The 20713-nt window shown below is 49.4% G+C and carries 25 protein-coding genes and 1 pseudogene; 12 read left to right on the top strand and 14 right to left on the bottom strand.

Annotated features, from left to right (window positions below; all coding sequences use genetic code 11):
• Positions 1 to 36: 36 nt before the first annotated feature.
• The 4 genes from tsaB to rnd all read left to right on the top strand — a co-directional run bounded on the left by tsaB (position 37) and on the right by rnd (position 4440).
• Positions 37 to 732, top strand: a complete 696-nt coding sequence (gene tsaB, locus A7589_RS08175) for a tRNA (adenosine(37)-N6)-threonylcarbamoyltransferase complex dimerization subunit type 1 TsaB (protein ID WP_001220978.1) — start codon at positions 37 to 39, stop codon at positions 730 to 732.
• Positions 733 to 771: 39 nt separating this feature from the next.
• A complete protein-coding gene (gene yeaY, locus A7589_RS08170; RefSeq protein ID WP_000290576.1) occupies positions 772 to 1353 on the top strand; it encodes a Slp family lipoprotein YeaY in 582 nt (193 codons plus the stop codon).
• 204 nt (positions 1354 to 1557) lie between these two features.
• Entirely contained in the window at positions 1558 to 3243 is a 1686-nt protein-coding gene (gene fadD, locus A7589_RS08165) for a long-chain-fatty-acid--CoA ligase FadD (protein WP_010354178.1), read from the top strand.
• An 81-nt stretch (positions 3244 to 3324) separates the two neighbouring features.
• On the top strand, positions 3325 to 4440 hold the full coding sequence (gene rnd / locus A7589_RS08160; RefSeq protein ID WP_021550660.1) for a ribonuclease D: 1116 nt from the start codon (positions 3325 to 3327) through the stop codon (positions 4438 to 4440).
• Positions 4441 to 4494: 54 nt separating this feature from the next.
• Here the strand turns inward: rnd and yeaX are convergent, their stop codons facing one another.
• The 4 genes from yeaX to dmlA form a co-directional block, all read right to left on the bottom strand.
• Complete coding sequence (gene yeaX / locus A7589_RS08155) at positions 4495 to 5460, bottom strand: carnitine monooxygenase reductase subunit YeaX (RefSeq protein WP_001286991.1); 966 nt, start codon at positions 5458 to 5460, stop codon at positions 4495 to 4497.
• A gap of 55 nt (positions 5461 to 5515) precedes the next feature.
• Entirely contained in the window at positions 5516 to 6640 is a 1125-nt protein-coding gene (gene yeaW, locus A7589_RS08150; RefSeq protein WP_108188797.1) for a carnitine monooxygenase, oxygenase subunit YeaW, read from the bottom strand.
• A gap of 31 nt (positions 6641 to 6671) precedes the next feature.
• Positions 6672 to 8282, bottom strand: a complete 1611-nt coding sequence (yeaV, locus tag A7589_RS08145) for a BCCT family transporter YeaV (RefSeq protein ID WP_000987501.1) — start codon at positions 8280 to 8282, stop codon at positions 6672 to 6674.
• A 250-nt stretch (positions 8283 to 8532) separates the two neighbouring features.
• On the bottom strand, positions 8533 to 9618 hold the full coding sequence (dmlA, locus tag A7589_RS08140; protein ID WP_000978480.1) for a multifunctional D-malate/3-isopropylmalate/tartarate dehydrogenase: 1086 nt from the start codon (positions 9616 to 9618) through the stop codon (positions 8533 to 8535).
• Positions 9619 to 9720: 102 nt separating this feature from the next.
• Between dmlA and dmlR the strand changes: the two genes are divergently transcribed.
• From dmlR to A7589_RS08115, 5 genes are all read left to right on the top strand, one after another.
• Positions 9721 to 10638 carry a DNA-binding transcriptional regulator DmlR gene (gene dmlR, locus A7589_RS08135; RefSeq protein ID WP_016158134.1) on the top strand — a complete coding sequence of 306 codons (918 nt, stop codon included), beginning with the start codon at positions 9721 to 9723 and terminating at the stop codon, positions 10636 to 10638.
• A 132-nt stretch (positions 10639 to 10770) separates the two neighbouring features.
• Positions 10771 to 11409, top strand: coding sequence for a leucine efflux protein LeuE (gene leuE, locus A7589_RS08130; protein WP_000457214.1), 639 nt, complete (start codon positions 10771 to 10773; stop codon positions 11407 to 11409).
• A 170-nt stretch (positions 11410 to 11579) separates the two neighbouring features.
• Positions 11580 to 11939 carry a DUF1971 domain-containing protein YeaR gene (gene yeaR, locus A7589_RS08125; RefSeq protein WP_000939314.1) on the top strand — a complete coding sequence of 120 codons (360 nt, stop codon included), beginning with the start codon at positions 11580 to 11582 and terminating at the stop codon, positions 11937 to 11939.
• A gap of 3 nt (positions 11940 to 11942) precedes the next feature.
• A complete protein-coding gene (locus A7589_RS08120; protein ID WP_000513736.1) occupies positions 11943 to 12125 on the top strand; it encodes a DUF1869 domain-containing protein in 183 nt (60 codons plus the stop codon).
• A gap of 147 nt (positions 12126 to 12272) precedes the next feature.
• The gene (locus A7589_RS08115; RefSeq protein WP_000512152.1) at positions 12273 to 12521 is read left to right on the top strand and encodes a GlsB/YeaQ/YmgE family stress response membrane protein; all 249 of its coding nucleotides are present in this window, start codon (positions 12273 to 12275) and stop codon (positions 12519 to 12521) included.
• 57 nt (positions 12522 to 12578) lie between these two features.
• On the opposite strand, the gene yoaJ is transcribed toward A7589_RS08115, so the two are convergent.
• Genes yoaJ through A7589_RS08100 form a run of 3 tightly spaced genes read right to left on the bottom strand, consistent with a single transcriptional unit; the run spans position 12579 to position 13812 of the window.
• On the bottom strand, positions 12579 to 12653 hold the full coding sequence (yoaJ, locus tag A7589_RS08110; RefSeq protein WP_001386836.1) for a protein YoaJ: 75 nt from the start codon (positions 12651 to 12653) through the stop codon (positions 12579 to 12581).
• A gap of 2 nt (positions 12654 to 12655) precedes the next feature.
• Positions 12656 to 12754, bottom strand: a complete 99-nt coding sequence (locus A7589_RS08105; protein ID WP_032155883.1) for a YoaK family small membrane protein — start codon at positions 12752 to 12754, stop codon at positions 12656 to 12658.
• 32 nt (positions 12755 to 12786) lie between these two features.
• The gene (locus tag A7589_RS08100) at positions 12787 to 13812 is read right to left on the bottom strand and encodes a sensor domain-containing diguanylate cyclase (RefSeq protein WP_108188796.1); all 1026 of its coding nucleotides are present in this window, start codon (positions 13810 to 13812) and stop codon (positions 12787 to 12789) included.
• Between the two features lie 184 nt (positions 13813 to 13996).
• Between A7589_RS08100 and A7589_RS08095 the strand changes: the two genes are divergently transcribed.
• Positions 13997 to 14251: a putative hemolysin gene (locus A7589_RS08095; RefSeq protein WP_000691925.1), complete on the top strand. Its 255-nt coding sequence runs from the start codon at positions 13997 to 13999 to the stop codon at positions 14249 to 14251.
• 21 nt (positions 14252 to 14272) lie between these two features.
• Here the strand turns inward: A7589_RS08095 and A7589_RS08090 are convergent, their stop codons facing one another.
• Positions 14273 to 14620, bottom strand: a complete 348-nt coding sequence (locus A7589_RS08090) for a DUF488 domain-containing protein (RefSeq protein ID WP_010354172.1) — start codon at positions 14618 to 14620, stop codon at positions 14273 to 14275.
• Between the two features lie 54 nt (positions 14621 to 14674).
• Positions 14675 to 15856 (bottom strand): 2-nitroimidazole transporter, encoded by a 1182-nt coding sequence (gene nimT / locus A7589_RS08085; protein ID WP_000621406.1) that lies wholly within the window; start codon positions 15854 to 15856, stop codon positions 14675 to 14677.
• 96 nt (positions 15857 to 15952) lie between these two features.
• On the opposite strand from nimT, the gene A7589_RS08080 reads away from it, so the two are divergent.
• Positions 15953 to 16747 carry an AraC family transcriptional regulator gene (locus tag A7589_RS08080; protein WP_000972229.1) on the top strand — a complete coding sequence of 265 codons (795 nt, stop codon included), beginning with the start codon at positions 15953 to 15955 and terminating at the stop codon, positions 16745 to 16747.
• Here the strand turns inward: A7589_RS08080 and A7589_RS08075 are convergent.
• Complete coding sequence (locus A7589_RS08075) at positions 16731 to 17177, bottom strand: DUF441 domain-containing protein (RefSeq protein WP_000460713.1); 447 nt, start codon at positions 17175 to 17177, stop codon at positions 16731 to 16733. The two genes, A7589_RS08080 and A7589_RS08075, sit on opposite strands and share 17 nt — an antisense overlap.
• Before the next feature lie 169 nt (positions 17178 to 17346).
• On the opposite strand from A7589_RS08075, the gene yoaI reads away from it, so the two are divergent.
• Positions 17347 to 17451 carry a small membrane protein YoaI gene (gene yoaI / locus A7589_RS08065; protein ID WP_000999631.1) on the top strand — a complete coding sequence of 35 codons (105 nt, stop codon included), beginning with the start codon at positions 17347 to 17349 and terminating at the stop codon, positions 17449 to 17451.
• Here the strand turns inward: yoaI and yeaK are convergent, their stop codons facing one another.
• The 4 genes and pseudogenes from yeaK to A7589_RS08045 all read right to left on the bottom strand — a co-directional run.
• Positions 17452 to 17955 carry a mischarged aminoacyl-tRNA deacylase gene (gene yeaK / locus A7589_RS08060; RefSeq protein WP_000138049.1) on the bottom strand — a complete coding sequence of 168 codons (504 nt, stop codon included), beginning with the start codon at positions 17953 to 17955 and terminating at the stop codon, positions 17452 to 17454. It lies immediately after the preceding gene.
• Between the two features lie 42 nt (positions 17956 to 17997).
• Positions 17998 to 19488 carry a diguanylate cyclase DgcJ gene (gene dgcJ / locus A7589_RS08055; protein WP_010354168.1) on the bottom strand — a complete coding sequence of 497 codons (1491 nt, stop codon included), beginning with the start codon at positions 19486 to 19488 and terminating at the stop codon, positions 17998 to 18000.
• A 180-nt stretch (positions 19489 to 19668) separates the two neighbouring features.
• Positions 19669 to 20436, bottom strand: a pseudogene (locus A7589_RS08050) (diguanylate cyclase); the annotation flags it as partial.
• A 99-nt stretch (positions 20437 to 20535) separates the two neighbouring features.
• Positions 20536 to 20713, bottom strand: a 178-nt coding sequence (locus A7589_RS08045; protein WP_000663719.1) for an IS1 family transposase, incomplete at its 5' end; no start/stop codon positions are given.

Genomic DNA, 20713 nt, shown 5'->3' with positions numbered 1-20713 from the left:
ATGCGCGCCTTTTTATTGATCTAAGCACGAAGACCCATGCGAATTCTGGCTATCGATACCGCGACAGAGGCCTGCTCTGTCGCCCTGTGGAACGACGGTACTGTCAACGCTCATTTTGAGCTTTGCCCTCGTGAACATACTCAACGAATCTTACCGATGGTGCAGGATATCCTGACCACCAGCGGAACCTCCCTGACTGACATTAATGCTCTGGCTTACGGACGTGGCCCCGGTAGCTTTACCGGCGTGCGTATTGGTATTGGCATTGCGCAAGGGCTGGCGCTTGGCGCGGAGTTGCCGATGATTGGCGTCTCCACGCTAATGACCATGGCGCAAGGGGCGTGGCGCAAAAACGGCGCAACCCGCGTGCTGGCAGCCATTGACGCGCGGATGGGCGAAGTTTACTGGGCTGAATATCAGCGAGATGAAAACGGTATCTGGCACGGTGAAGAAACCGAAGCCGTACTCAAACCAGAACTCGTTCATGAGCGGATGCAGCAGCTTTCCGGCGAATGGGTGACGGTGGGGACGGGCTGGCAAGCCTGGCCGGATCTTGGCAAAGAGAGCGGGCTGGTTCTGCGCGATGGTGAAGTGTTACTGCCCGCCGCAGAAGATATGCTGCCGATTGCCTGTCTGATGTTTGCCGAGGGTAAAACGGTGGCGGTGGAACATGCCGAGCCGGTTTATTTACGTAACAACGTCGCGTGGAAGAAACTTCCGGGCAAAGAATGAATCTTAAGAGTATGCCCTGAGAAAAAAAGGAGTCGCATCATGGCGGTTCAAAAGAATGTTATCAAAGGCATACTGGCAGGTACGTTTGCGCTAATGCTGAGCGGTTGTGTCACCGTGCCGGACGCCATTAAAGGCAGCAGTCCCACGCCGCAACAAGATTTAGTTCGGGTGATGAGTGCGCCGCAGCTGTACGTTGGTCAGGAGGCGCGCTTTGGCGGCAAAGTGGTCGCGGTGCAAAACCAGCAGGGGAAAACCCGTCTGGAAATTGCCACCGTACCGCTCGATAGCGGAGCCAGGCCGACGCTGGGAGAGCCTTCTCGCGGGCGCATTTATGCAGATGTGAATGGTTTTCTTGATCCGGTCGATTTCCGTGGACAACTGGTCACGGTAGTTGGGCCAATCACCGGTGCGGTTGACGGCAAAATCGGCAACACGCCCTATAAATTTATGGTGATGCAGGTAACGGGTTATAAACGTTGGCATTTAACCCAGCAGGTGATTATGCCGCCTCAGCCGATTGATCCGTGGTTTTATGGCGGTCGAGGCTGGCCCTATGGTTACGGCGGATGGGGCTGGTATAATCCTGGCCCCGCGAGAGTACAAACAGTTGTAACTGAATAATTGCTTGTTTTTAAAGAAAAAGAAACAGCGGCTGGTCCGCTGTTTCTGCATTCTTACGGTAAATATAAAAATAAATAGTGACGCGCTTCGCAACCTTTTCGTTGGGGAATTATCAAGCTGGTATGATGAGTTAATATTATGTTAACAGCATGTATATCACTTGGGGTTGCGATGACGACGAACACGCATTTTAGAGGTGAAGAATTGAAGAAGGTTTGGCTTAACCGTTATCCCGCCGATGTTCCGACGGAGATCAACCCTGACCGTTATCAATCTCTGGTGGATATGTTTGAGCAGTCGGTCGCGCGCTACGCCGATCAGCCAGCGTTTGTGAATATGGGGGAGGTGATGACCTTCCGCAAGCTGGAAGAGCGCAGTCGCGCATTTGCCGCTTATTTGCAACAAGGGCTGGGGCTGAAGAAGGGCGATCGCGTTGCGCTGATGATGCCTAACTTATTGCAATATCCGGTGGCGCTGTTTGGTATTCTGCGTGCCGGGATGATCGTCGTAAACGTTAACCCGTTGTATACCCCACGCGAACTTGAGCATCAGCTCAACGACAGCGGCGCATCGGCGATTGTCATCGTGTCTAACTTTGCCCATACCCTGGAAAAAGTGGTCGATAAAACCGCCGTCCAGCACGTTATTCTGACCCGTATGGGCGATCAGCTTTCCACGGCAAAAGGCACGGTAGTTAACTTCGTTGTTAAATACATCAAACGTCTGGTGCCGAAATACCATCTGCCAGATGCTATTTCATTTCGTAGCGCCCTGCATAACGGCTACCGGATGCAGTACGTCAAACCTGAACTGGTGCCGGAAGATTTAGCCTTCCTGCAATACACCGGCGGCACCACTGGTGTGGCGAAAGGCGCGATGCTGACTCACCGCAATATGCTGGCAAACCTGGAGCAGGTTAACGCGACCTATGGGCCGCTGCTGCATCCGGGTAAAGAGCTGGTGGTGACGGCGCTGCCGCTGTATCACATCTTTGCACTAACCATTAACTGCCTGCTGTTTATTGAGCTGGGCGGGCAGAACTTATTAATAACCAACCCACGCGATATTCCGGGGCTGGTGAAAGAGTTAGCGAAATACCCGTTTACCGCTATCACCGGCGTTAACACCTTGTTCAACGCGTTGCTGAACAATAAAGAGTTCCAGCAACTGAATTTCTCCAGTTTGCATTTGTCCGCAGGTGGCGGGATGCCCGTTCAGCAAGTGGTCGCAGAACGTTGGGTGAAACTGACCGGACAATATCTGCTGGAAGGTTATGGCTTAACCGAGTGTGCGCCGCTGGTGAGCGTTAACCCGTATGATATTGATTATCACAGCGGTAGCATTGGATTACCGGTGCCATCGACGGAAGCCAAACTGGTGGATGATGATGATAACGAAGTACCACCGGGGCAACCGGGCGAACTTTGTGTCAGAGGTCCACAGGTGATGCTGGGCTACTGGCAGCGCCCGGATGCCACCGATGAAATCATCAAAAATGGTTGGTTACACACAGGCGACATTGCAGTGATGGATGAAGAAGGATTCCTGCGCATTGTCGATCGTAAAAAAGACATGATTCTGGTTTCCGGCTTTAACGTCTATCCCAACGAGATTGAAGATGTGGTCATGCAGCACCCAGGCGTACAGGAAGTGGCGGCTGTTGGCGTACCTTCCGGCTCCAGTGGTGAAGCGGTGAAAATCTTCGTAGTGAAAAAAGATCCATCGCTTACCGAAGAGTCACTGGTGACCTTTTGCCGCCGTCAGCTCACAGGCTACAAAGTACCGAAGCTGGTGGAATTTCGTGATGAGTTACCGAAATCTAACGTCGGAAAAATTTTGCGACGAGAATTACGTGACGAAGCGCGCGGCAAAGTGGACAATAAAGCCTGAGCGTTAAGTCAGTCGTCAGACGCCGGTTAATCCGGCGTTTTTTTTGACGCCCACTAAAGAGAATACAATTTGAATTACCAAATGATTACCACGGACGATGCGCTGGCTTCTTTGTGTGAAGCCGTCCGTGCCTTTCCGGCGATAGCCCTGGATACTGAATTTGTACGTACGCGCACCTATTACCCACAACTGGGGTTGATTCAACTTTTTGATGGCGAGCATCTGGCGCTAATCGATCCACTCGGGATCACCGACTGGTCACCGCTGAAAGCGATCCTGCGCGATCCTTCCATCACCAAATTTCTCCATGCGGGCAGTGAAGATCTGGAAGTGTTCCTCAATGTCTTTGGTGAATTACCACAACCCCTGATTGACACGCAAATCCTCGCCGCATTCTGCGGACGCCCGATGTCATGGGGGTTTGCCTCCATGGTAGAAGAGTATTCCGGCGTTACGCTGGACAAGAGTGAATCGCGCACCGACTGGCTCGCCAGACCGCTAACCGAACGTCAGTGCGAATACGCGGCGGCGGATGTCTGGTATCTGTTACCGATCACCGCAAAACTGATGGTTGAAACCGAAGCCTCTGGCTGGCTACCTGCGGCGCTGGATGAATGTCGCCTGATGCAAACGCGTCGTCAGGAGGTCGTTGCGCCGGAAGATGCCTGGCGTGATATCACCAATGCCTGGCAGCTACGTACACGTCAGTTGGCCTGTTTGCAACTGTTAGCCGACTGGCGACTGCGCAAGGCGCGGGAGCGCGATCTGGCGGTGAACTTTGTCGTGCGTGAAGAACATTTGTGGTCGGTAGCGCGTTATATGCCAGGGAGTCTGGGCGAACTGGACAGTCTGGGCTTATCCGGTAGTGAAATTCGCTTCCACGGTAAAACGCTGCTGGCGCTGGTAGAGAAAGCGCAGGCATTGCCGGAAGAGGCCTTACCGCAGCCAATGCTTAACCTGATGGATATGCCCGGTTATCGCAAAGCGTTTAAAGCGATTAAGTCGCTGATTACTGACGTGAGCGAAACGCACAAGATCAGCGTCGAATTGCTGGCATCGCGTCGGCAAATCAACCAACTGCTGAACTGGCACTGGAAATTAAAACCGCAGAACAATTTGCCTGAGCTGATTTCCGGCTGGCGTGGTGAGTTGATGGCGGAAGCATTACATAATTTATTGCAGGAATATCCGCAGTAAAACGTTCGTAAGCCGGACAAGGCGCAACCAGCGCCGCATCCGGCTTCGGATAAACTACAAATCCAACACCAGGCGTTTACCCTTCGCACGCGAACAACAGATCAACATACTCTGCTGGCTGGCGCGCTCTTCATCGCTAAAATACTGGTCCCGATGATCGGCTTCACCTTCCAGAATTGCTGTTTCACAGGTTCCGCATACCCCTTCACGACATAAACATTCCACTTTTGCCGCTTTGTTATTTTCAATGACCTGCAAAATGGTCATCTCTTCTGGTACTACAAACTCTTTCCCGGAACGGGCGAGTACCAGCGTAAAGGCATCGCCGGTTTTGTCTTCAATAGCAAATTGTTCAAAGTGTAGCGTGTCGGAGGCGATACCCAGACGCGCTGCTTCACTTCTCACCGCGTCATTCAGAGCCTCGGGGCCACAGGTATAAATGTGTGTGCCTGGGGCGACATCCGCTAATAATCGCACTAATTCGAGTCGCGTTCCGATCGATGAGTGATGAAAATGAATCTTATCAGTCTGAGGATGTTGGTTTAATTCATCACGAAACGCGCAACTTTCTGGACTCCGCGAACAATAATGTAACTGCCAGTCGACGTCCGTGTGTTGCAACTCTGCCAGATGCGACAGGAAAGGGGTGATACCAATGCCGCCCGCGATAAACAGATGCTTTCGAGCCGAGGGAACCAGAGCAAACAGGTTATTGGGTGTCGAGATGGTCAATCGATCGCCCGCTTTTACCTGCTGATGCAAAAAGCGTGAACCGCCGTGCGAGTTTTCTTCCAGCCGAACGGCAATCTGATAACAAGAGGTGTCGAGCGGTGAACTTAGTAGTGAATAAGCATTGCTGTACTGGTTATCACCATCGCTCATCTGCACAATGATGTGACTTCCGCCGGTGAACGCAGGCAGCGGTTTGCCATCGGTTGTCACCAGCGTGAAGCATTTCACCTGTTCGGTAAGCGGTTCAACCTGGCTCACCTGTACTTCAAACATTTGATAGTCTGACATTGCTGTACTCCATCAAAAATCAGCCCGGCGGCGGAAAATACCGCCGCCGATGTCATTAGTCCTTAAACACCTGCGCCAGCAGATTATGGAAATGGGCGATACCGTGTTCGGAAATTCCGCTACCGCTACTGTCGGCCATGATGCGCCCCTGACCACGATAGCCACGCGATTTCAGCCCTTTCTGCACACTTTCAACCAGACGTAAATCTTCCGGGCGGAACACATCGCGATACCACTCAATCAGCGATTTTTGCTCGTCGGTTAGCTCTTCATTGGTGAAGTAGATATCGTAGTTTTGTAGGGTAGTTTCAGAATCCACCGGAAATTCATAAATGACCGTCATCATCCCTTTGATTGGCGTGACGTTCAGCATAGTGCACGGCCACAGCCAGAAACCGTGGAACGCAGCGTCTGTACCTTCTTCAAATTTAAAAGACTGCTCGGACGGTTTGGCGAAACCGTATTGCAGCGTCCAGTTGCCGTGCATGGTGTGCCAGTAACGATCAACCTGAACGGAGTCTGAGAAACCTGGATGCGCCGGACCACAGTGATAGCATTCGAGATAGTTATCGACAATGTTCTTCCAGTTGGCAGGCGTACGGGTAGTAAAACGAGCCGCCAGTTTCAGGTCGTGGACTTCCGGGCAGGCTTCCAGCACTTTTGCCGCCAGGCCTGGTAGCTGATCTTCTACGCTGGTGGCGTTGGGATCCATGTTGATGAAGACGAATCCGGCATATTCTTCCAGACGCACCGGAACCAGTTGCGCTTTGTCGCTATCGAAATTGGCGACGTTTTCACAGTTACGCGCATGGGCCAGGTTGCCATCGAGTTTGAATGCCCAGGCGTGATACGGGCAGGTAATCACATTTTTCGCTTTCCCTTCACCGCTCAATAACTGATGACCACGGTGCGGGCAAACGTTATAGAACGCTCGCAAAACCTTATCACGACCGCGTACCAGCACGATGCTTTCGCTAATGATCTCACGCGTTACGTAATCATTGGCATTCGCCAGTTCGCTACTGTGAGCGACGCAAATCCAGCTTTTGGCAAAGACGTTCTCTTTTTCGTGTTCAAAGGCGTTCTGATCGGTATAAAAACGGGCAGGAATGGTCCACGCCTCTTGCGGGTTAGCGCAAAAATTTCCGGGTAGCACAAAGTCAGGGCTCAGATTGCTCATAGGGATACCTTTATCGTTAGGATGATGGCGCTCAGTTGTCGCCTTTGAATACGGTTCCCGCAGGGAGCACTGGCGTTTTTTCCGGGGCTTCAACCGGTGTCTGCGGGAGATAATGTTCAATTTGATGAGCCGGAATATCGGCGTAATCCTGTTTCAGCCAGCGAATAAATCCGCCCACTTTCACCAGTAAAATGGCGAGGAAGGGAAGGGCTGTAAGTACCACGGTGGTTTTCATGGTTTCCAGCGATGCACCGGTGAACAGAATTGAAAGCGGGATCAGGGTGATTACCACGCACCAGAACAGACGCAGGCCACGGTCTGGATCATCACCTTCCTGAAGATTCCGCGTGCTGGTCGCTGCCATGGTGTAGGCCACTGCATCCATATGCGAGGCGAGGAAAATAATCATCACGCCCAGATAAGCGGCGAGGAACAATTTACCGGCTGGCAACGACATCAGAACTTGTTGAACGGCCGTTTCACCGCCCAACGTTTCCAGCACCTGCGGAACGTTGATTATCCCTTTGATAAACTGATGAATAGCAAAACTTTCCATCACGCCGAAGAAGAACCAGCAGCCGACGGTGCTACCGAGGATCAGCCCCCAGATAACTTCTTTGATCTTACGACCACGTGATACGCGGGTGACGAACATTGCCACGCCGGGGGTGTAAGAGATCCACCAGAGCCAGTAGAAAACGGTCCAGTTGCGGGTAAATGAGCCATCGCCAAGCGGATCGGTGAATAAGCTCATCTGTAAGAAGTTTTGTGTGGTCAGGCCGATGGCATTGATGATGCTGTTAGTAATAAATTCGGTTGGACCGACAATCAAAACCAGCAATGGCAGCAGGAATGCGCCCCAGCCGACCATTTTGCTCAGACGTTGTAAACCGTTGTTGATACCTATCCACGAACTAAGGCAAAAAATGCCGCCGGAAAGCAGGATCACAAATGCCTGCACGGTGAAGTTATCCGGCAAACCGGTCAGCGCGGAAAGCCCACGGGTAAAGGTTGCCGCCGTCACCACCAGAGAAATGGTCAGCGCGCCGACAGTGGCGATCAGAAACATCAAATCGACCAGTTTTCCCCATGGGCCTTGCGGGCGAACACCGGTAATGGCGGCAATAATGCCGGAAAGACTCAGACCTTTATTTTTCCGCACATGAAAGTGGTAAGCCATGATTAATGAGGCCAGCGTATAAGTTGCCCAGGCGCTGATGCCCCAGTGGAAAAAGGAGTAGGGAACGCTAAATTCCAGTGCCTGCTGTGAACGCGGCACGATATTTAAACCAGGCGTTTGATAATAATAGGCCCACTCCGCTACGCCCCAATAAAGCGTGGAGGAACCTAATCCGGCACAAATAAACATAAACAGCCAGGAGAGCGTACTGTATTCCGGCTTACCTTCGCCAAGACGAATATTGCCATATTTGCTGGTGGCTAAATAAATTACCAGCCCCATTGCCAGCAAAACTAATACCTGTACGGCGGAACCCAGCGTGCGGGTAACTAAACTGTATATTGCGTTGGCCGCGTCGGCCGACTGTTGCGGAAAAAGGCTTAATGTGGCTGCGATGAAAAGAATGGCCACCAGGCTGATGCTAATCAGTGGCAAATCTTTTTTCTTAACATTGCTCATCATGAGTCATCTCCTGGGCATAAAAGCCCGTCGCTGGCTTTTGCCAGTTGTAATTATTTTCAGGGTAATGAACTTTTTGTTGTGTTTAACAAATTGATTATTTGCATGTTACATAAATTAAACAATTAAGAATACGGAAAGCCATAAAACACGGAACGGAAACAATAAAAGGTGAAATGACGCAGGTTATTTACTGTAAAGAACGAATAAAAAAACCGCGTCAGTGACGCGGTTCAAATAAACTGGTTCGACCTTAACGCAAAATAATTTTGCAAATCGCGTCGGTAACCTGTGGCGTGGTGGCATTACCTTTCATATCGGGTGTTTTCGGCCCGTGAGCAATCACTTCTTCAATCGCTGCCAGAATGCCGTTGTGCGCTCGCTGGAAACGCTCATCGCCATTGCCGAGAAAATCGAGCATCATTGCACCGGCCCAAATTGTGGCGATAGGGTTGGCAATATTTTTCCCGTAGATATCCGGCGCGGAACCGTGGACAGGCTCGAAGAGCGACGGGAAAGTGCGTTCCGGATTCAGGTTGGCGGATGGGGCAATGCCGATGGTGCCGGTGCAGGCCGGGCCAAGATCGGAAAGAATATCGCCAAATAAATTAGACGCTACTACCACATCAAAGCGTTCCGGTTGCATCACAAAGCGCGCACAGAGAATATCAATATGCTGCTTGTCCCAGCGGATTTCCGGGTAATTTTCTGCCATTGCTTCTACTCGCTCATCCCAGTACGGCATACTAATGGCTAAACCGTTAGATTTCGTGGCAGAAGTCAGGGTTTTGCGCGGGCGGCTTTGTGCCAGCTCAAAAGCATATTGCAAAATGCGATCGACGCCACGGCGGGTAAATACCGATTCCTGAATGACAACTTCATGTTCTGTTCCCTCGTTCAGTCGACCGCCCAGAGACGAGTATTCGCCTTCCGTATTTTCGCGCACCACGTAAAAATCGATGTCGCCAGGCTGTTTACCCGCCAGTGGGCAGGGAACGCCGGGAAAGAGGCGTACCGGGCGCAGGTTGACGTACTGATCAAACTCGCGGCGAAATTTCAGCAGCGATCCCCATAACGAAATATGGTCCGGAACGGTATCCGGCCAGCCGACGGCACCAAAGTAGATAGCGTCGAAACCGCTGAGTTGTTCATGCCAGTCGTCCGGCATCATTTTGCCGTGATGGCTGTAATACTCGCAGCTTGCCCACTCCATCTGCTCAAAACTTAAGGCAAAGCCCCAGCGTTCAGCAGCAGCCTGTAACACACGAATCCCTTCAGGAAGGACTTCTTTGCCAATCCCGTCTCCAGGGATCGCAGCAATACGCATCGTTTTCATCATTAGGTTCTCACTTCCTGATCAGCAAAATTGACAACTCCACCATCCTATAATTGACTGATCAGGAATTAATCCCCGCAACTGGTGAAACATAAAACACGAATCATGAATAATTTACCGCTGCTGAACGATTTGCGCGTCTTTATGCTGGTGGCTCGCCGGGCTGGTTTTGCCGCCGTGGCGGAAGAATTAGGCGTTTCACCGGCCTTCGTCAGCAAGCGCATCGCCTTGCTGGAGCAAACTCTGAACGTGGTGCTATTACACCGCACCACCCGTCGCGTCACCATTACCGAGGAAGGTGAGCGGATTTATGAATGGGCGCAGCGGATTTTGCAGGATGTCGGGCAGATGATGGATGAGCTTTCCGACGTGCGCCAGGTGCCGCAGGGAATGCTGCGTATTATCAGCAGTTTTGGTTTTGGACGGCAGGTGGTAGCTCCGGCACTGTCAGCACTGGCGAAGGCGTATCCGCAACTGGAGTTACGTTTTGATGTGGAAGACCGGTTGGTCGATTTGGTCAATGAAGGGGTCGATCTGGATATTCGTATTGGCGACGACATTGCACCTAACTTAATTGCCCGTAAACTGGCGACCAATTACCGTATTCTCTGCGCGTCGCCGGAGTTTATTGCGCGATATGGTGCACCGAAACATTTAACGGATCTTTCTGCGTTACCCTGCCTGGTCATAAAAGAGCGCGATCATCCGTTTGGTGTCTGGCAATTGCGCAATAAAGAGGGTCACCATGCCATTAAAGTCACCGGACCGATGTCGTCTAATCATGGTGAAATTGTCCATCAGTGGTGTCTCGATGGACAAGGGATTGCGCTGCGCTCCTGGTGGGACGTTAGTGAAAATATTGCCAGTGGACATCTGGTACAGGTTTTACCTGAATATTATCAGCCAGCAAATGTCTGGGCTGTTTATGTCTCAAGGTTGGCGACATCCGCAAAAGTAAGGATTACGGTAGAGTTTTTGCGCCAGTATTTTGCAAATCATTACCCGAATTTTTCACTGGAATGAGCGCCATTTTTTACTCTATTCTCAGGTTATTGTCAGGTTAAAACCTGATTTTCTCCTTTCTAAGCCGTTGCGGATTGGTTAGCATATTCACCTTTAATCGCGCATGATCCAAAGAGAATTAAAGAGGTTAATGTGTTCGCAGAATATGGGGTTCTGAATTACTGGACCTATCTGGTTGGGGCCATTTTTATCGTGCTGGTGCCAGGGCCGAATACCCTGTTTGTGCTTAAAAATAGCGTTAGCAGTGGAGTGAAAGGCGGTTATCTTGCGGCCTGTGGTGTATTTATTGGCGATGCAGTATTGATGTTTCTGGCGTGGGCCGGTGTAGCAACCTTAATTAAGACCACACCGATATTATTCAATATTGTACGTTATCTTGGCGCGTTTTATTTGCTCTATCTGGGGAGTAAAATTCTTTACGCTACCCTGAAGGGTAAAAATAGCGAGGCCAAATCAGATGAACCTCAATATGGCGCTATTTTCAAGCGCGCGTTAATTTTGAGTCTGACCAATCCGAAAGCCATTTTGTTCTATGTGTCGTTTTTCGTACAGTTTATCGATGTTAATGCGCCACATACGGGGATTTCATTCTTTATTCTGGCGACAACTCTGGAACTGGTAAGCTTCTGTTATTTGAGCTTCCTGATTATTTCTGGTGCTTTTGTCACGCAGTACATTCGAACCAAAAAGAAACTGGCTAAAGTGGGCAACTCGCTGATTGGCCTGATGTTTGTGGGTTTTGCCGCACGACTGGCGACGCTGCAGTCCTGATGCTTTCAGCCCGCGATGCTGCGGGCTTCCCTCCTGAAATACATCTATATTTCGCCTGGATGACGTTAAAAAGTAACCAATAAATGGTATTTAAAATGCAAATTATCAGGCGTACCCTGAAACGGCTGGAATAAATGGTTTTCAGCACATTTACCGAAGGAGGGAAAAGGATGCTGCAAATCCCACAAAATTACATTCATACGCGCTCAACACCTTTCTGGAATAAACAAACTGCGCCTGCCGGAATATTCGAACGTCATCTTGATAAAGGAACGCGTCCGGGTGTTTATCCACGCCTGTCCGTTATGCATGGGGCGGTCAAATATCTCGGCTACGCCGATGAACACAGCGCAGAACCTGATCAGGTGATCCTCATCGAAGCAGGTCAATTCGCAGTGTTCCCGCCGGAAAAGTGGCACAATATTGAAGCCATGACTGACGATACTTATTTCAACATCGACTTCTTCGTTGCTCCTGAAGTCCTGATGGAAGGTGCAAAACAACGGAAAGTCATTCATAGCGGGAAATGAATTATGGGCAAAGCAACGTATACCGTAACCGTCACCAATAACAGTAATGGCGTTTCTGTCGATTACGAAACAGAGACGCCGATGACATTACTGGTGCCAGAAGTGGCGGCCGAAGTGATAAAAGATCTCGTCAATACCGTGCGTTCTTATGACATGGAAAATGAACATGATGTGTGTGGTTGGTAATTATTGCTAATGTAGATGGCGCTAATTCTGCGCCATCGTAAAAAAAATGCTCTGTGACACATATCACAATTCTTGCCTCTCTTATGTTGTGCTATGCTTTTTATCAGCGACTAACCCGCTAATGCAAAACAGATAAGTGAGGAAACAATGGGCATTCTGTCATGGATTATTTTTGGACTTATTGCCGGTATTCTGGCGAAGTGGATCATGCCTGGTAAAGATGGTGGTGGATTCTTTATGACCATCCTGCTGGGAATTATCGGTGCCGTAGTTGGTGGATGGATCAGTACACTGTTTGGTTTTGGCAAAGTCGATGGCTTCAACTTTGGTAGTTTTGTGGTTGCCGTGATTGGTGCGCTGGTCGTGCTGTTTATCTACAGAAAAGTCAAAAGTTAATACTGAAAAGCACAAAGGCTGCCTGTAGGCAGCCTTTGCTATTTTATCGACGCGGTATTACCACCATCCCAGCTCGGTGCCAAGAACGACAATAATCGCCACGCCCATCATAATAATCGTTGTTTTTTTCATCTTTATGCCCCTGGGGCCGCATAGCCGCCAATAAAAAACCACGCTAAAAATATGACTGCCGTAATAAAGATCACGACGGGAAAAACAATACCGATTCGCATGTTACCACCAAAGAAAAGGATGTGAATACGCCTCAGGAGTGCCTGTCTGAATGCGCGACAAAAGGGGGTTTCTGTTTGTGTTTTTTCTCCTGATACATCGCGATATCGGCAGCATGTAGGGCACTGTCTGCATCGGTGGTTTCAGGATCCACTTCTACTACGCCAAGACTGGCGCCAGGATAAAACAGATCAATATCACCCAGGTGATATTCTCCACGTATTTGCTGTTGGATACGCTCACGCAGTGACTGGATATCGGCATTTTCATTAGCCAGGGCAACGACCAAAAATTCATCGCCGCCGAGACGACCAATAATCTCGCCATTCTGATGTAGCCTGGTGAGGCGCTCGCCAACCTGAATAAGAAACAGATCGCCGCTATTGTGACCAAATCGGTCGTTGATTAATTTGAAGTTATCCAGGTCGATAAAAGCAATAATTGCCTTACGCTTCAGATGCCGAGCGAGGGAAAACAGCGTCGTCAGATTATCAAAAATCGCCCGCCGATTCGGTAGGCCGGTCAAAGAGTCGGTGTAAGATTGCGCAATCAGAGCGGCATTGGCTTCACGTAATTGCTCAACCAGCGCCTCTTTTTGAATATATTGTGCAATCAGTCCGGCGAATAGCTGCAAAACCTGCTCTGCGCGTTCACTCCACGGGCGCTTTTCACTGCTGGCGGCGCAAAGCGTGCCATAGAATGATCCATCCGGTAAGTGAATTGGTGTGCTCAGGAATGTGGTAATACCAAGATTGCGTGCCGCAATGCAGTCACCCCAACGGCCTGGAACTTCATCGCTGAAAAAACAGTTTTCATCAATGGCGCGTTTGCACAACGAGTAATCCCACGAGACGGTAAAATTCTCCGGGATGTGCATTTTCTGGCTGTTACGGGCAAACAGGATATGTTGCAGTCGCGCGTCAATATCCACCTTTGTCAAATAGGTCGATTCCATGTCGGTGACCATTTCCAGCATCTCCAGAAGTTGCCGAACCAGATTTTCCAGAGAATGTTCTGAGGCGAGTGACTGCGAGACGCGGGCAATAATCTGATCTGACACGAAAGAACTCCAGGATACGGCGGGTAAAATGCTGATTATTTAATCTTTGCAGGCATGATAAAACATCATCAAAGAAGATGAAACTAGCCGTAATATATTTTAAGTGAATGTAAAGGAAATAGTGCTGCAAAACAAAACGATACCGCGATACTCTAAGGCGTAGATAAACGTATGAGATCAACGAATGAAAATTATCAGTTTTACTCTGCCTTGCCTGTTAATTCTTGCGGGATGTTCAACCACTTCTCAACCCGACGCACCAAAACCGCCGCATGTTGGGATGGCGAATCCGGCGTCGGTCTACTGCCAACAGAAAGGCGGTACGCTCATTCCCGTGCAGACATCGCAAGGGGTCAGCAACAATTGCAAATTACCGGGCGGTGAAACGATTGATGAATGGGCATTATGGCGACGGGATCATCCGGCGGGTGAAAAATAACCGCCGGATGCCAGGCTAAAATCACAAGCTTCGCAGCCAGTCGGCCAGCACCAGCGCATGGTTTTGCGTGGTATTTTTTGCCGAGTAGAGCAGGGTCAGCGGCTGTTTTTGGGCGATTTCCGCCAGCCGTTTCCCTTCTGGCTCGTGTTGCGCCAGTTCTGCAAGATATTGTTCGCGAAAGGTTTTAAAATCGATCACTTCGCCGTGAAAGGCTTTGCGCAGCTCCGTTGACGGCGTGATCTCTTTATCCCACTCATCAAGTGTTAAATCAGTTTTCTTGATACCACGCGGCCAGAGACGGTCGACCAGTACGCGATAACCATCGCTCTGTTCAGCCGGATCATAAACGCGTTTACACTGAATATTCATCGTGTTTGTTCTCCCTTTCACGCATGATTTGCATCGTCACTATAGCACCGGATATCAACGAATTTCTTTGTCTCTTCCGGCGCAAAGTCCAAAAATCGCCATCAGCAGTGAAAGAATTGCGACAACAATCAGTGGCGTGGACCAGTCACCGTTAGCATCGTGTATTTTGCCCATTAGCGGCGGCCCACAAGCTGCCAGCAGATACCCGACGGATTGTGCCATACCCGAAAGAGCAGCGGCCTGATGCGCAGAGCTTGCTCGCAGTCCGATAAACGTTAGTCCAAGTATCATTGTTGCCCCGGAACCAAAACCGAAAAGCAGAGTCCAGGTGACAGCGTGTGCTGGCATAAAGCAGAGCCCAACCGCACCCACTGCGCACATTAAGGCGACCAGAGCGGCAATACCGCGTTGATCTTTCACATGATGTAAGAAAAGTGGGATCAGCAAACCGGGAGCAGCAGTGGCTAATTGCAACAAACCATGCAGCGAACCTGCCTGTGCCTCGCTGTAGCCGTGACTGATGAGGATCGCCGGAAGCCAGCCGATAATCACGTAATAGACCAGTGAGTTGATCCCAAGAAACAATGTTACCTGCCAGGCAAGCGGTGAACGCCAGATACCCCGGGTATGTAAGGCGCGTGAGGTACTCAAATTCACATGTTGTTGATTACGCCATTGCGGCAGCCATATAAATAGAGCCAGCAGAGGAAAACACATCAGCATGAGCAACGCGCCCTGCCAGCCAAAACCGTTCAAAGCCAGCGGCACCACCAGAGCTGACCCCAGGGCCGCTGCAGCGCCCATTGTCAGGGAATATGCGCCGGTAAGTCTGGCGACGGAATGGGGAAAATCGCGTTTAATGAGACCAGGTAGCAAGACATTCCCTAATGCAATCCCACAGCCAATGATAATCGTACCGCCAAATAATAAGTAAGCCGAAGGAAGAGAGCGAATTGCTATGCCAGCACAAATCAAAAGTAATGCTGCCACCAGGCTGCGCTCTATACCAAAACGACGTGCCACCGACGCGGCAAGAGGAGATATCAGCGCAAAGGCTAATAAAGGTAAGGTCGTCAGTAACCCTGTTTGCGCCGTCGTCAGTGAGTAAGCGGAACGAATGGTATCCAGTAACGGTGCTACGCCGGTGAAGGTAACACGAAGTGTGGTGGCAATCATTAGAACGCCGGCTATCAGGACAATCCTGTTTTTGCCGCTTAATGAAGTTGAACGGATCATAGATATCTCATTGTTACAAGCGAGGCTCTACCTTACTGTTTTTATTGTTATGTTGAATCAAGCTAAAATGACAAATTATCGCTAAATTCGGACAAAATGATGCACAGGTTAAATCTCAATGGTTATGAACCCGATCTTCACCATGAAACGGCGGTCGCATTTTGTATTCATGCCGGAAAGGATGAATTGACCAGTCCTGTACATCAGCACCGCAAAGGGCAGCTGATACTGGCTCTGCGTGGAGCCATTACCTGTACGGTGGAAAATGCGCTGTGGATGGTGCCGCCACAATATGCAGTATGGATTCCCGGTGGTGTGGAGCATAGTAATCAGGTGACAGCGAATGCCGAGCTTTGTTTTTTATTTATTGAATCCAGTGCGGTGATAATGCCGGGCAAATGTTGCACGCTGAAAATTGCGCCTTTATGTCGTGAATTAATTTTAACGCTGGCAAAAAGAACAGCAGCTCAACGTGCTGAACCAATGACGCGCAGATTAATTCAGGTGCTGTTTGATGAACTCCCTCAGCAACCGCAACAACAGTTGCAGTTACCCGTTTCTTCGCACCCCAAAATCCGCGTGATGGTGGATACGATGGCAAAAGAGCCCGTCGAATGGGGGACATTGGGGCAATGGGCAAATTTTTTTGCGATGAGTGAACGCAATCTTGCCAGGCTGATAGTTAAAGAGACGGGGTTGAGCTTTCGTCAGTGGCGTCATCAGTTGCAGCTCATTCTGGCACTTCAGAGGTTAGTGAAAGGCGATAGTGTTCAGAAAGTGGCGCATATGCTGGGGTATGATTCAACAACGGCTTTTATTACCATGTTTAAGAAAGGCCTGGGGCAAACGCCAGGCCGGTATATTGCGGGATTAACTACTGTTTCCCGATGATCAGAGAGACCAGACCTGCGGCAATAAGCGGACCGACCGGCACACCGCGAAACAGCGCCACGCCTAAAATCGTGCCCACCAGCAGCCCGGCAACCAGTTGCGGCTGACTGCCCATCAAGGTCACGCCGCGTCCGCCAAGCCAGGAGACAATCACTCCCACGGCAATTGCCACCAGCGATTTCCAGTTCAGAAACGAGTGAATAAGTGTCGATGGCGGCAGTGTCCCGCTGGCTACAGGAGCCATTACGCCGATAGTCAGAATGATTATCCCGATACTCAGTCCTTGTTTTTCGATCCACGGGAAAAAGGTGCTTAACGGTGTGACGCGGACAATGATTAACACCAGAATTGAAACGGCGACAGTGGTGTTGTGGCTGATAAAGCCCAACGCAGCTAACCCGAGCAGGATCAGCAAAGTGACATCAAACATCGTGGTTTCCTTGCCAAAAAATAATAAGCCTGCCTACTTTACGCCTGCTGATGAGAGGAAGCAGAGAACAATTACGTGTTATGCATAAAAAATCAGGCAAATTGTCATCAAATTGCCATTTGTGTGCGCTAACAATAACGTGAAAACAGGTATCCCCTGGGGTAAGACCATGAACGATCAAATGTTCGTTGAGACACTGATTATCACGTCATCGTTTTTTGCCATTGCGGTTGTGCTGGTGCTATCTGTTCTGCTTATTGAACGAACCAGCTAGTTACGTAGTACGACGGAATTTGACCAGTTCGGGTTGTGCAATGCGTAAATAATCTGCGGTGTTCAGAATAACGGATTTATCCAGCATACCCGCGTTGAAGGCGATCTCATCGAATCGCTCAAAGAGTAGCGGGTCGGCAACCAGTTTGAGTTTTGGGTGGAAGCTGAATGGCGGGATAGCACCGAAGACACAGCCTGTCAGTTCATCGACTTCCGCCGGGCTGGCCAGCGAAGCACGTAACCCGCCGATGTGGCTGGCGAGTTGGCTAAGGTCAGCTTGTTGATCGGCAGCGAGGATCGCCAGAACATGCTGATTTACGCCATTACCTTTGACTTTACACACCAGTGCCTTAGCACCCTGACCTAAAGCGGTGCCACGAATTTCTGACACCGCTTCGCATTTACCCACCGCTTCGTGGGTAACGATGCGAAAGTTAGCGCCTTCTTGTGATAATAAAGCGATTAACCGCTGATGCGTCACGCTTCCTTTAGCCATTTCAGTCATTTCACGCTCCTGGGATTACAAGCAAACAACCACAGAAGGTTATCATGAACGGCTGTTTTTGTTCTGCTTATTGACATATAAACGCTCATCGGAAGCTTTATATGCATCATGCAACGTATCGTTTTCTTTCATCGCGTAAATACCGGAAGAGAAGCCGATCTCTTTCTGCGGCGCGATATGTTGCAGACGTTTTTCGATACGTTCAGGCAGTTGTGCTGCAATTTGCGGCGTCGAATCGACCAGAATAATGCAAAATTCGTCGCCACCGAGACGGATGGCATAATCGCTTTTACGAATCGACTGTTTAATCGCCTGAGCTAATAACGTAATGGCTAAATCGCCCTCCTGATGACCGAGGGTGTCATTTATTTGCTTTAACTTGTCCATGTCAATCGCAATAAACATCACCGAAGAACCGGATTGCACCAGTTTCTGCAAACGCTGCTCAAGTTCAGGCGTTAATATTTTGCGATTATATAGCCCGGTCATCGCATCACTGATATTTTCGCGAGTCACGTTTTGGTACAGGCGGAAGTGCATCCGTACCATGTTGAGTAATATCAATGCTGTCAGCAGCCAGAATACAACGCTTTTCCATGATGATGTAATAAAGTAAAGAATATCAATGGATAACGAAACACGAATGCCGCCAGGCAAGTCATGGACGTAACTGACATACTGAAACAGATTATCTTCGCTCTGATTGATAATAATGTCGCGTCCCGAATCGGTATCGGTTAGCGTAACATTGAGAAAACGCCAGAGGAGAGGGCGGTCATGAGTGTAAAAAATATTGCGCAGATTGTTTTTACTAATATCCAGCAACACAATACCTTTTAATTGCCCGGCAACATAGACTGGCGTCAGCAAACTCATCACATTCTGTTTAGTACGCTGATCCTGGTAAATGCTCGATAATACGGTGCGACCGGTAAACACTTTTTCAATATCTTTACGATCAATACCAATGCTTCCTGACTGCAGGAAGGACCAGTTATTCATCGCGAAGTATTCAACATTGACCGGCTCGTAAAAATAGACATAGCGGTCATTGAGATCGAGATAATAGTGAAATTTCTCTTCGGCCATCCCAAGACCGGAACCGTAATCATCCTGGTGGCGGTTACCTTCCACCGCCTGATCAAATGCCGGTAATAGCGCCGCTGCTTCGACAATTGTGTCGCAGTCAGTGGATGCGGTCTGCAATGTTCCGTGTAAATCCGCATAAGTATGGGCAGTCAGGTTTAAGCCATGGGTATTGTTGGCAGACTCAAAAGCCTCACAGATGGCATGTCGCTGTTCTGGCGACACCTCAGACTGTTTCGCAGCAAGCGCGCGCATCACGTGTGCGGCAATGCTCTGATTTTGATACTTGTCATAGAGAAAGGAGGAGTCTGCTTTCTGGACGATATAGCGCAAATAAGCACTCATAGCCCTGTCGCTGGCGACAAGTTCAAAAATAAGGAAGGAAGATGTCAGCACAATGACACTTGCGGCGATAAAATGCCGGAGCATTCTATGGTGCAATTTCATGATAAATGGCACTCCTTCGGTTAGTGAAACGAGAAAACCAGATAAAGTTCGATTGCGGCCTGGTACAGGGGCGCTAATTATACTCATCTCTGCGCCGCTGGGGAGGGGAAATTTAGGGGTATTGGTAATAAATTGTATGCCAGAGCCATGCAAAAAGCATGGCTTTGAATAATTTTGCACTCAAATATAATGAATAATCACTTTGTTGCCGCCATCGGTTTTCGCCTCACATAACGCTTTATCTGCTTCCGTCATGACAAGCGAGATATTACGCGTATCACCCGTGGAAAAAACACAGCCAATGCTGATGGTCATTTGTTCAGGGACATTATATCTATTACTAAATCCGGTCAGGAGCTCGACATTTTTACGCACCCGATCGGCGATAATTTTTGCCTGGGCGGTATTCAATTCGGTAAATAGCAAGCCAAACACTTCACCATCCAGACGTGCGAAGATGTCATCGGGGCGGATACTTTGCTGGATAATATCGACAATGGAAACCAGAACTTTATCGCCCACATGATGGCCCCATTGAGCATTTATACGTTTGAACTGGTTAATATCTACCAGCATAATACAAAAATCCTTCACAACAGGGCGAGAGAGTAATGACTCTACACTGTTGAAAAAGTGACGACGGTTATAAATATTGGTCAGTACATCATGAACCGCTAGTTTGCTGGAAAGTTGTAGTTCCTGAAATATATTATATATCAAGAAGGTGACAACAAACAGTTTACTCGAAACCTCAATGCCACGACTGATATACCAGATGGTATAATTATATTCATCCAGAGTCAGTAGTAACAAGTTACAGCAGAGCGATGCCAGGCATAATAATGCAATTGACGGCCACAGCTCGCTTGCTAATTGTGTACGCATGATAATAAAAAACAGTAAACACGCCCACAGACAAACCAAAATCTTGGTGTAGTTAATGCCCCAGTGGATTTGCCCCTATATTTCCAGACACCTGTTATCACTTAACCCATTACTGGCCCGCTGCCGCAGATATTCCCGTGGCGAGCGGGTAATGACTCCAACTTATTGATAGTGTTTTATGTTCAGATAATGCCCGATGACTTTGTCATGCAGCTCCACCGATTTTGAGAACGACAGCGACTTCCGTCCCAGCCGTGCCAGGTGCTGCCTCAGATTCAGGTTATGCCGCTCAATTCGCTGCGTATATCGCTTGCTGATTACGTGCAGCTTTCCCTTCAGG

The sequence above is a fragment of the Escherichia sp. MOD1-EC6475 genome, from assembly GCF_003046645.1.
In the GTDB taxonomy this organism is placed as follows: Bacteria; Pseudomonadota; Gammaproteobacteria; order Enterobacterales; family Enterobacteriaceae; genus Escherichia; species Escherichia ruysiae.
The sequence above is the reverse complement of the archived record's forward strand: the minus strand, read 5'-3'. Positions and strand labels throughout refer to the sequence as shown.

Bases quoted from the DNA above. Each gene is read 5' to 3' on its own strand.
- tsaB (WP_001220978.1), top strand. From the start codon at position 37: ATGCGAATTCTGGCTATCGATACCGCGACAGAGGCCTGCTCTGTCGCC.
- yeaY (WP_000290576.1), top strand. From the start codon at position 772: ATGGCGGTTCAAAAGAATGTTATCAAAGGCATACTGGCAGGTACGTTT.
- rnd (WP_021550660.1), top strand. From the start codon at position 3,325: ATGATTACCACGGACGATGCGCTGGCTTCTTTGTGTGAAGCCGTCCGT.
- yeaX (WP_001286991.1), bottom strand. From the start codon at position 5,460: ATGTCAGACTATCAAATGTTTGAAGTACAGGTGAGCCAGGTTGAACCG.
- yeaW (WP_108188797.1), bottom strand. From the start codon at position 6,640: ATGAGCAATCTGAGCCCTGACTTTGTGCTACCCGGAAATTTTTGCGCT.
- yeaV (WP_000987501.1), bottom strand. From the start codon at position 8,282: ATGATGAGCAATGTTAAGAAAAAAGATTTGCCACTGATTAGCATCAGC.
- dmlA (WP_000978480.1), bottom strand. From the start codon at position 9,618: ATGATGAAAACGATGCGTATTGCTGCGATCCCTGGAGACGGGATTGGC.
- dmlR (WP_016158134.1), top strand. From the start codon at position 9,721: ATGAATAATTTACCGCTGCTGAACGATTTGCGCGTCTTTATGCTGGTG.
- yeaR (WP_000939314.1), top strand. From the start codon at position 11,580: ATGCTGCAAATCCCACAAAATTACATTCATACGCGCTCAACACCTTTC.
- A7589_RS08120 (WP_000513736.1), top strand. From the start codon at position 11,943: ATGGGCAAAGCAACGTATACCGTAACCGTCACCAATAACAGTAATGGC.
- A7589_RS08115 (WP_000512152.1), top strand. From the start codon at position 12,273: ATGGGCATTCTGTCATGGATTATTTTTGGACTTATTGCCGGTATTCTG.
- A7589_RS08105 (WP_032155883.1), bottom strand. From the start codon at position 12,754: ATGCGAATCGGTATTGTTTTTCCCGTCGTGATCTTTATTACGGCAGTC.
- A7589_RS08095 (WP_000691925.1), top strand. From the start codon at position 13,997: ATGAAAATTATCAGTTTTACTCTGCCTTGCCTGTTAATTCTTGCGGGA.
- A7589_RS08090 (WP_010354172.1), bottom strand. From the start codon at position 14,620: ATGAATATTCAGTGTAAACGCGTTTATGATCCGGCTGAACAGAGCGAT.
- nimT (WP_000621406.1), bottom strand. From the start codon at position 15,856: ATGATCCGTTCAACTTCATTAAGCGGCAAAAACAGGATTGTCCTGATA.
- A7589_RS08080 (WP_000972229.1), top strand. From the start codon at position 15,953: ATGATGCACAGGTTAAATCTCAATGGTTATGAACCCGATCTTCACCAT.
- A7589_RS08075 (WP_000460713.1), bottom strand. From the start codon at position 17,177: ATGTTTGATGTCACTTTGCTGATCCTGCTCGGGTTAGCTGCGTTGGGC.
- yoaI (WP_000999631.1), top strand. From the start codon at position 17,347: ATGAACGATCAAATGTTCGTTGAGACACTGATTATCACGTCATCGTTT.
- yeaK (WP_000138049.1), bottom strand. From the start codon at position 17,955: ATGACTGAAATGGCTAAAGGAAGCGTGACGCATCAGCGGTTAATCGCT.
- dgcJ (WP_010354168.1), bottom strand. From the start codon at position 19,488: ATGAAATTGCACCATAGAATGCTCCGGCATTTTATCGCCGCAAGTGTC.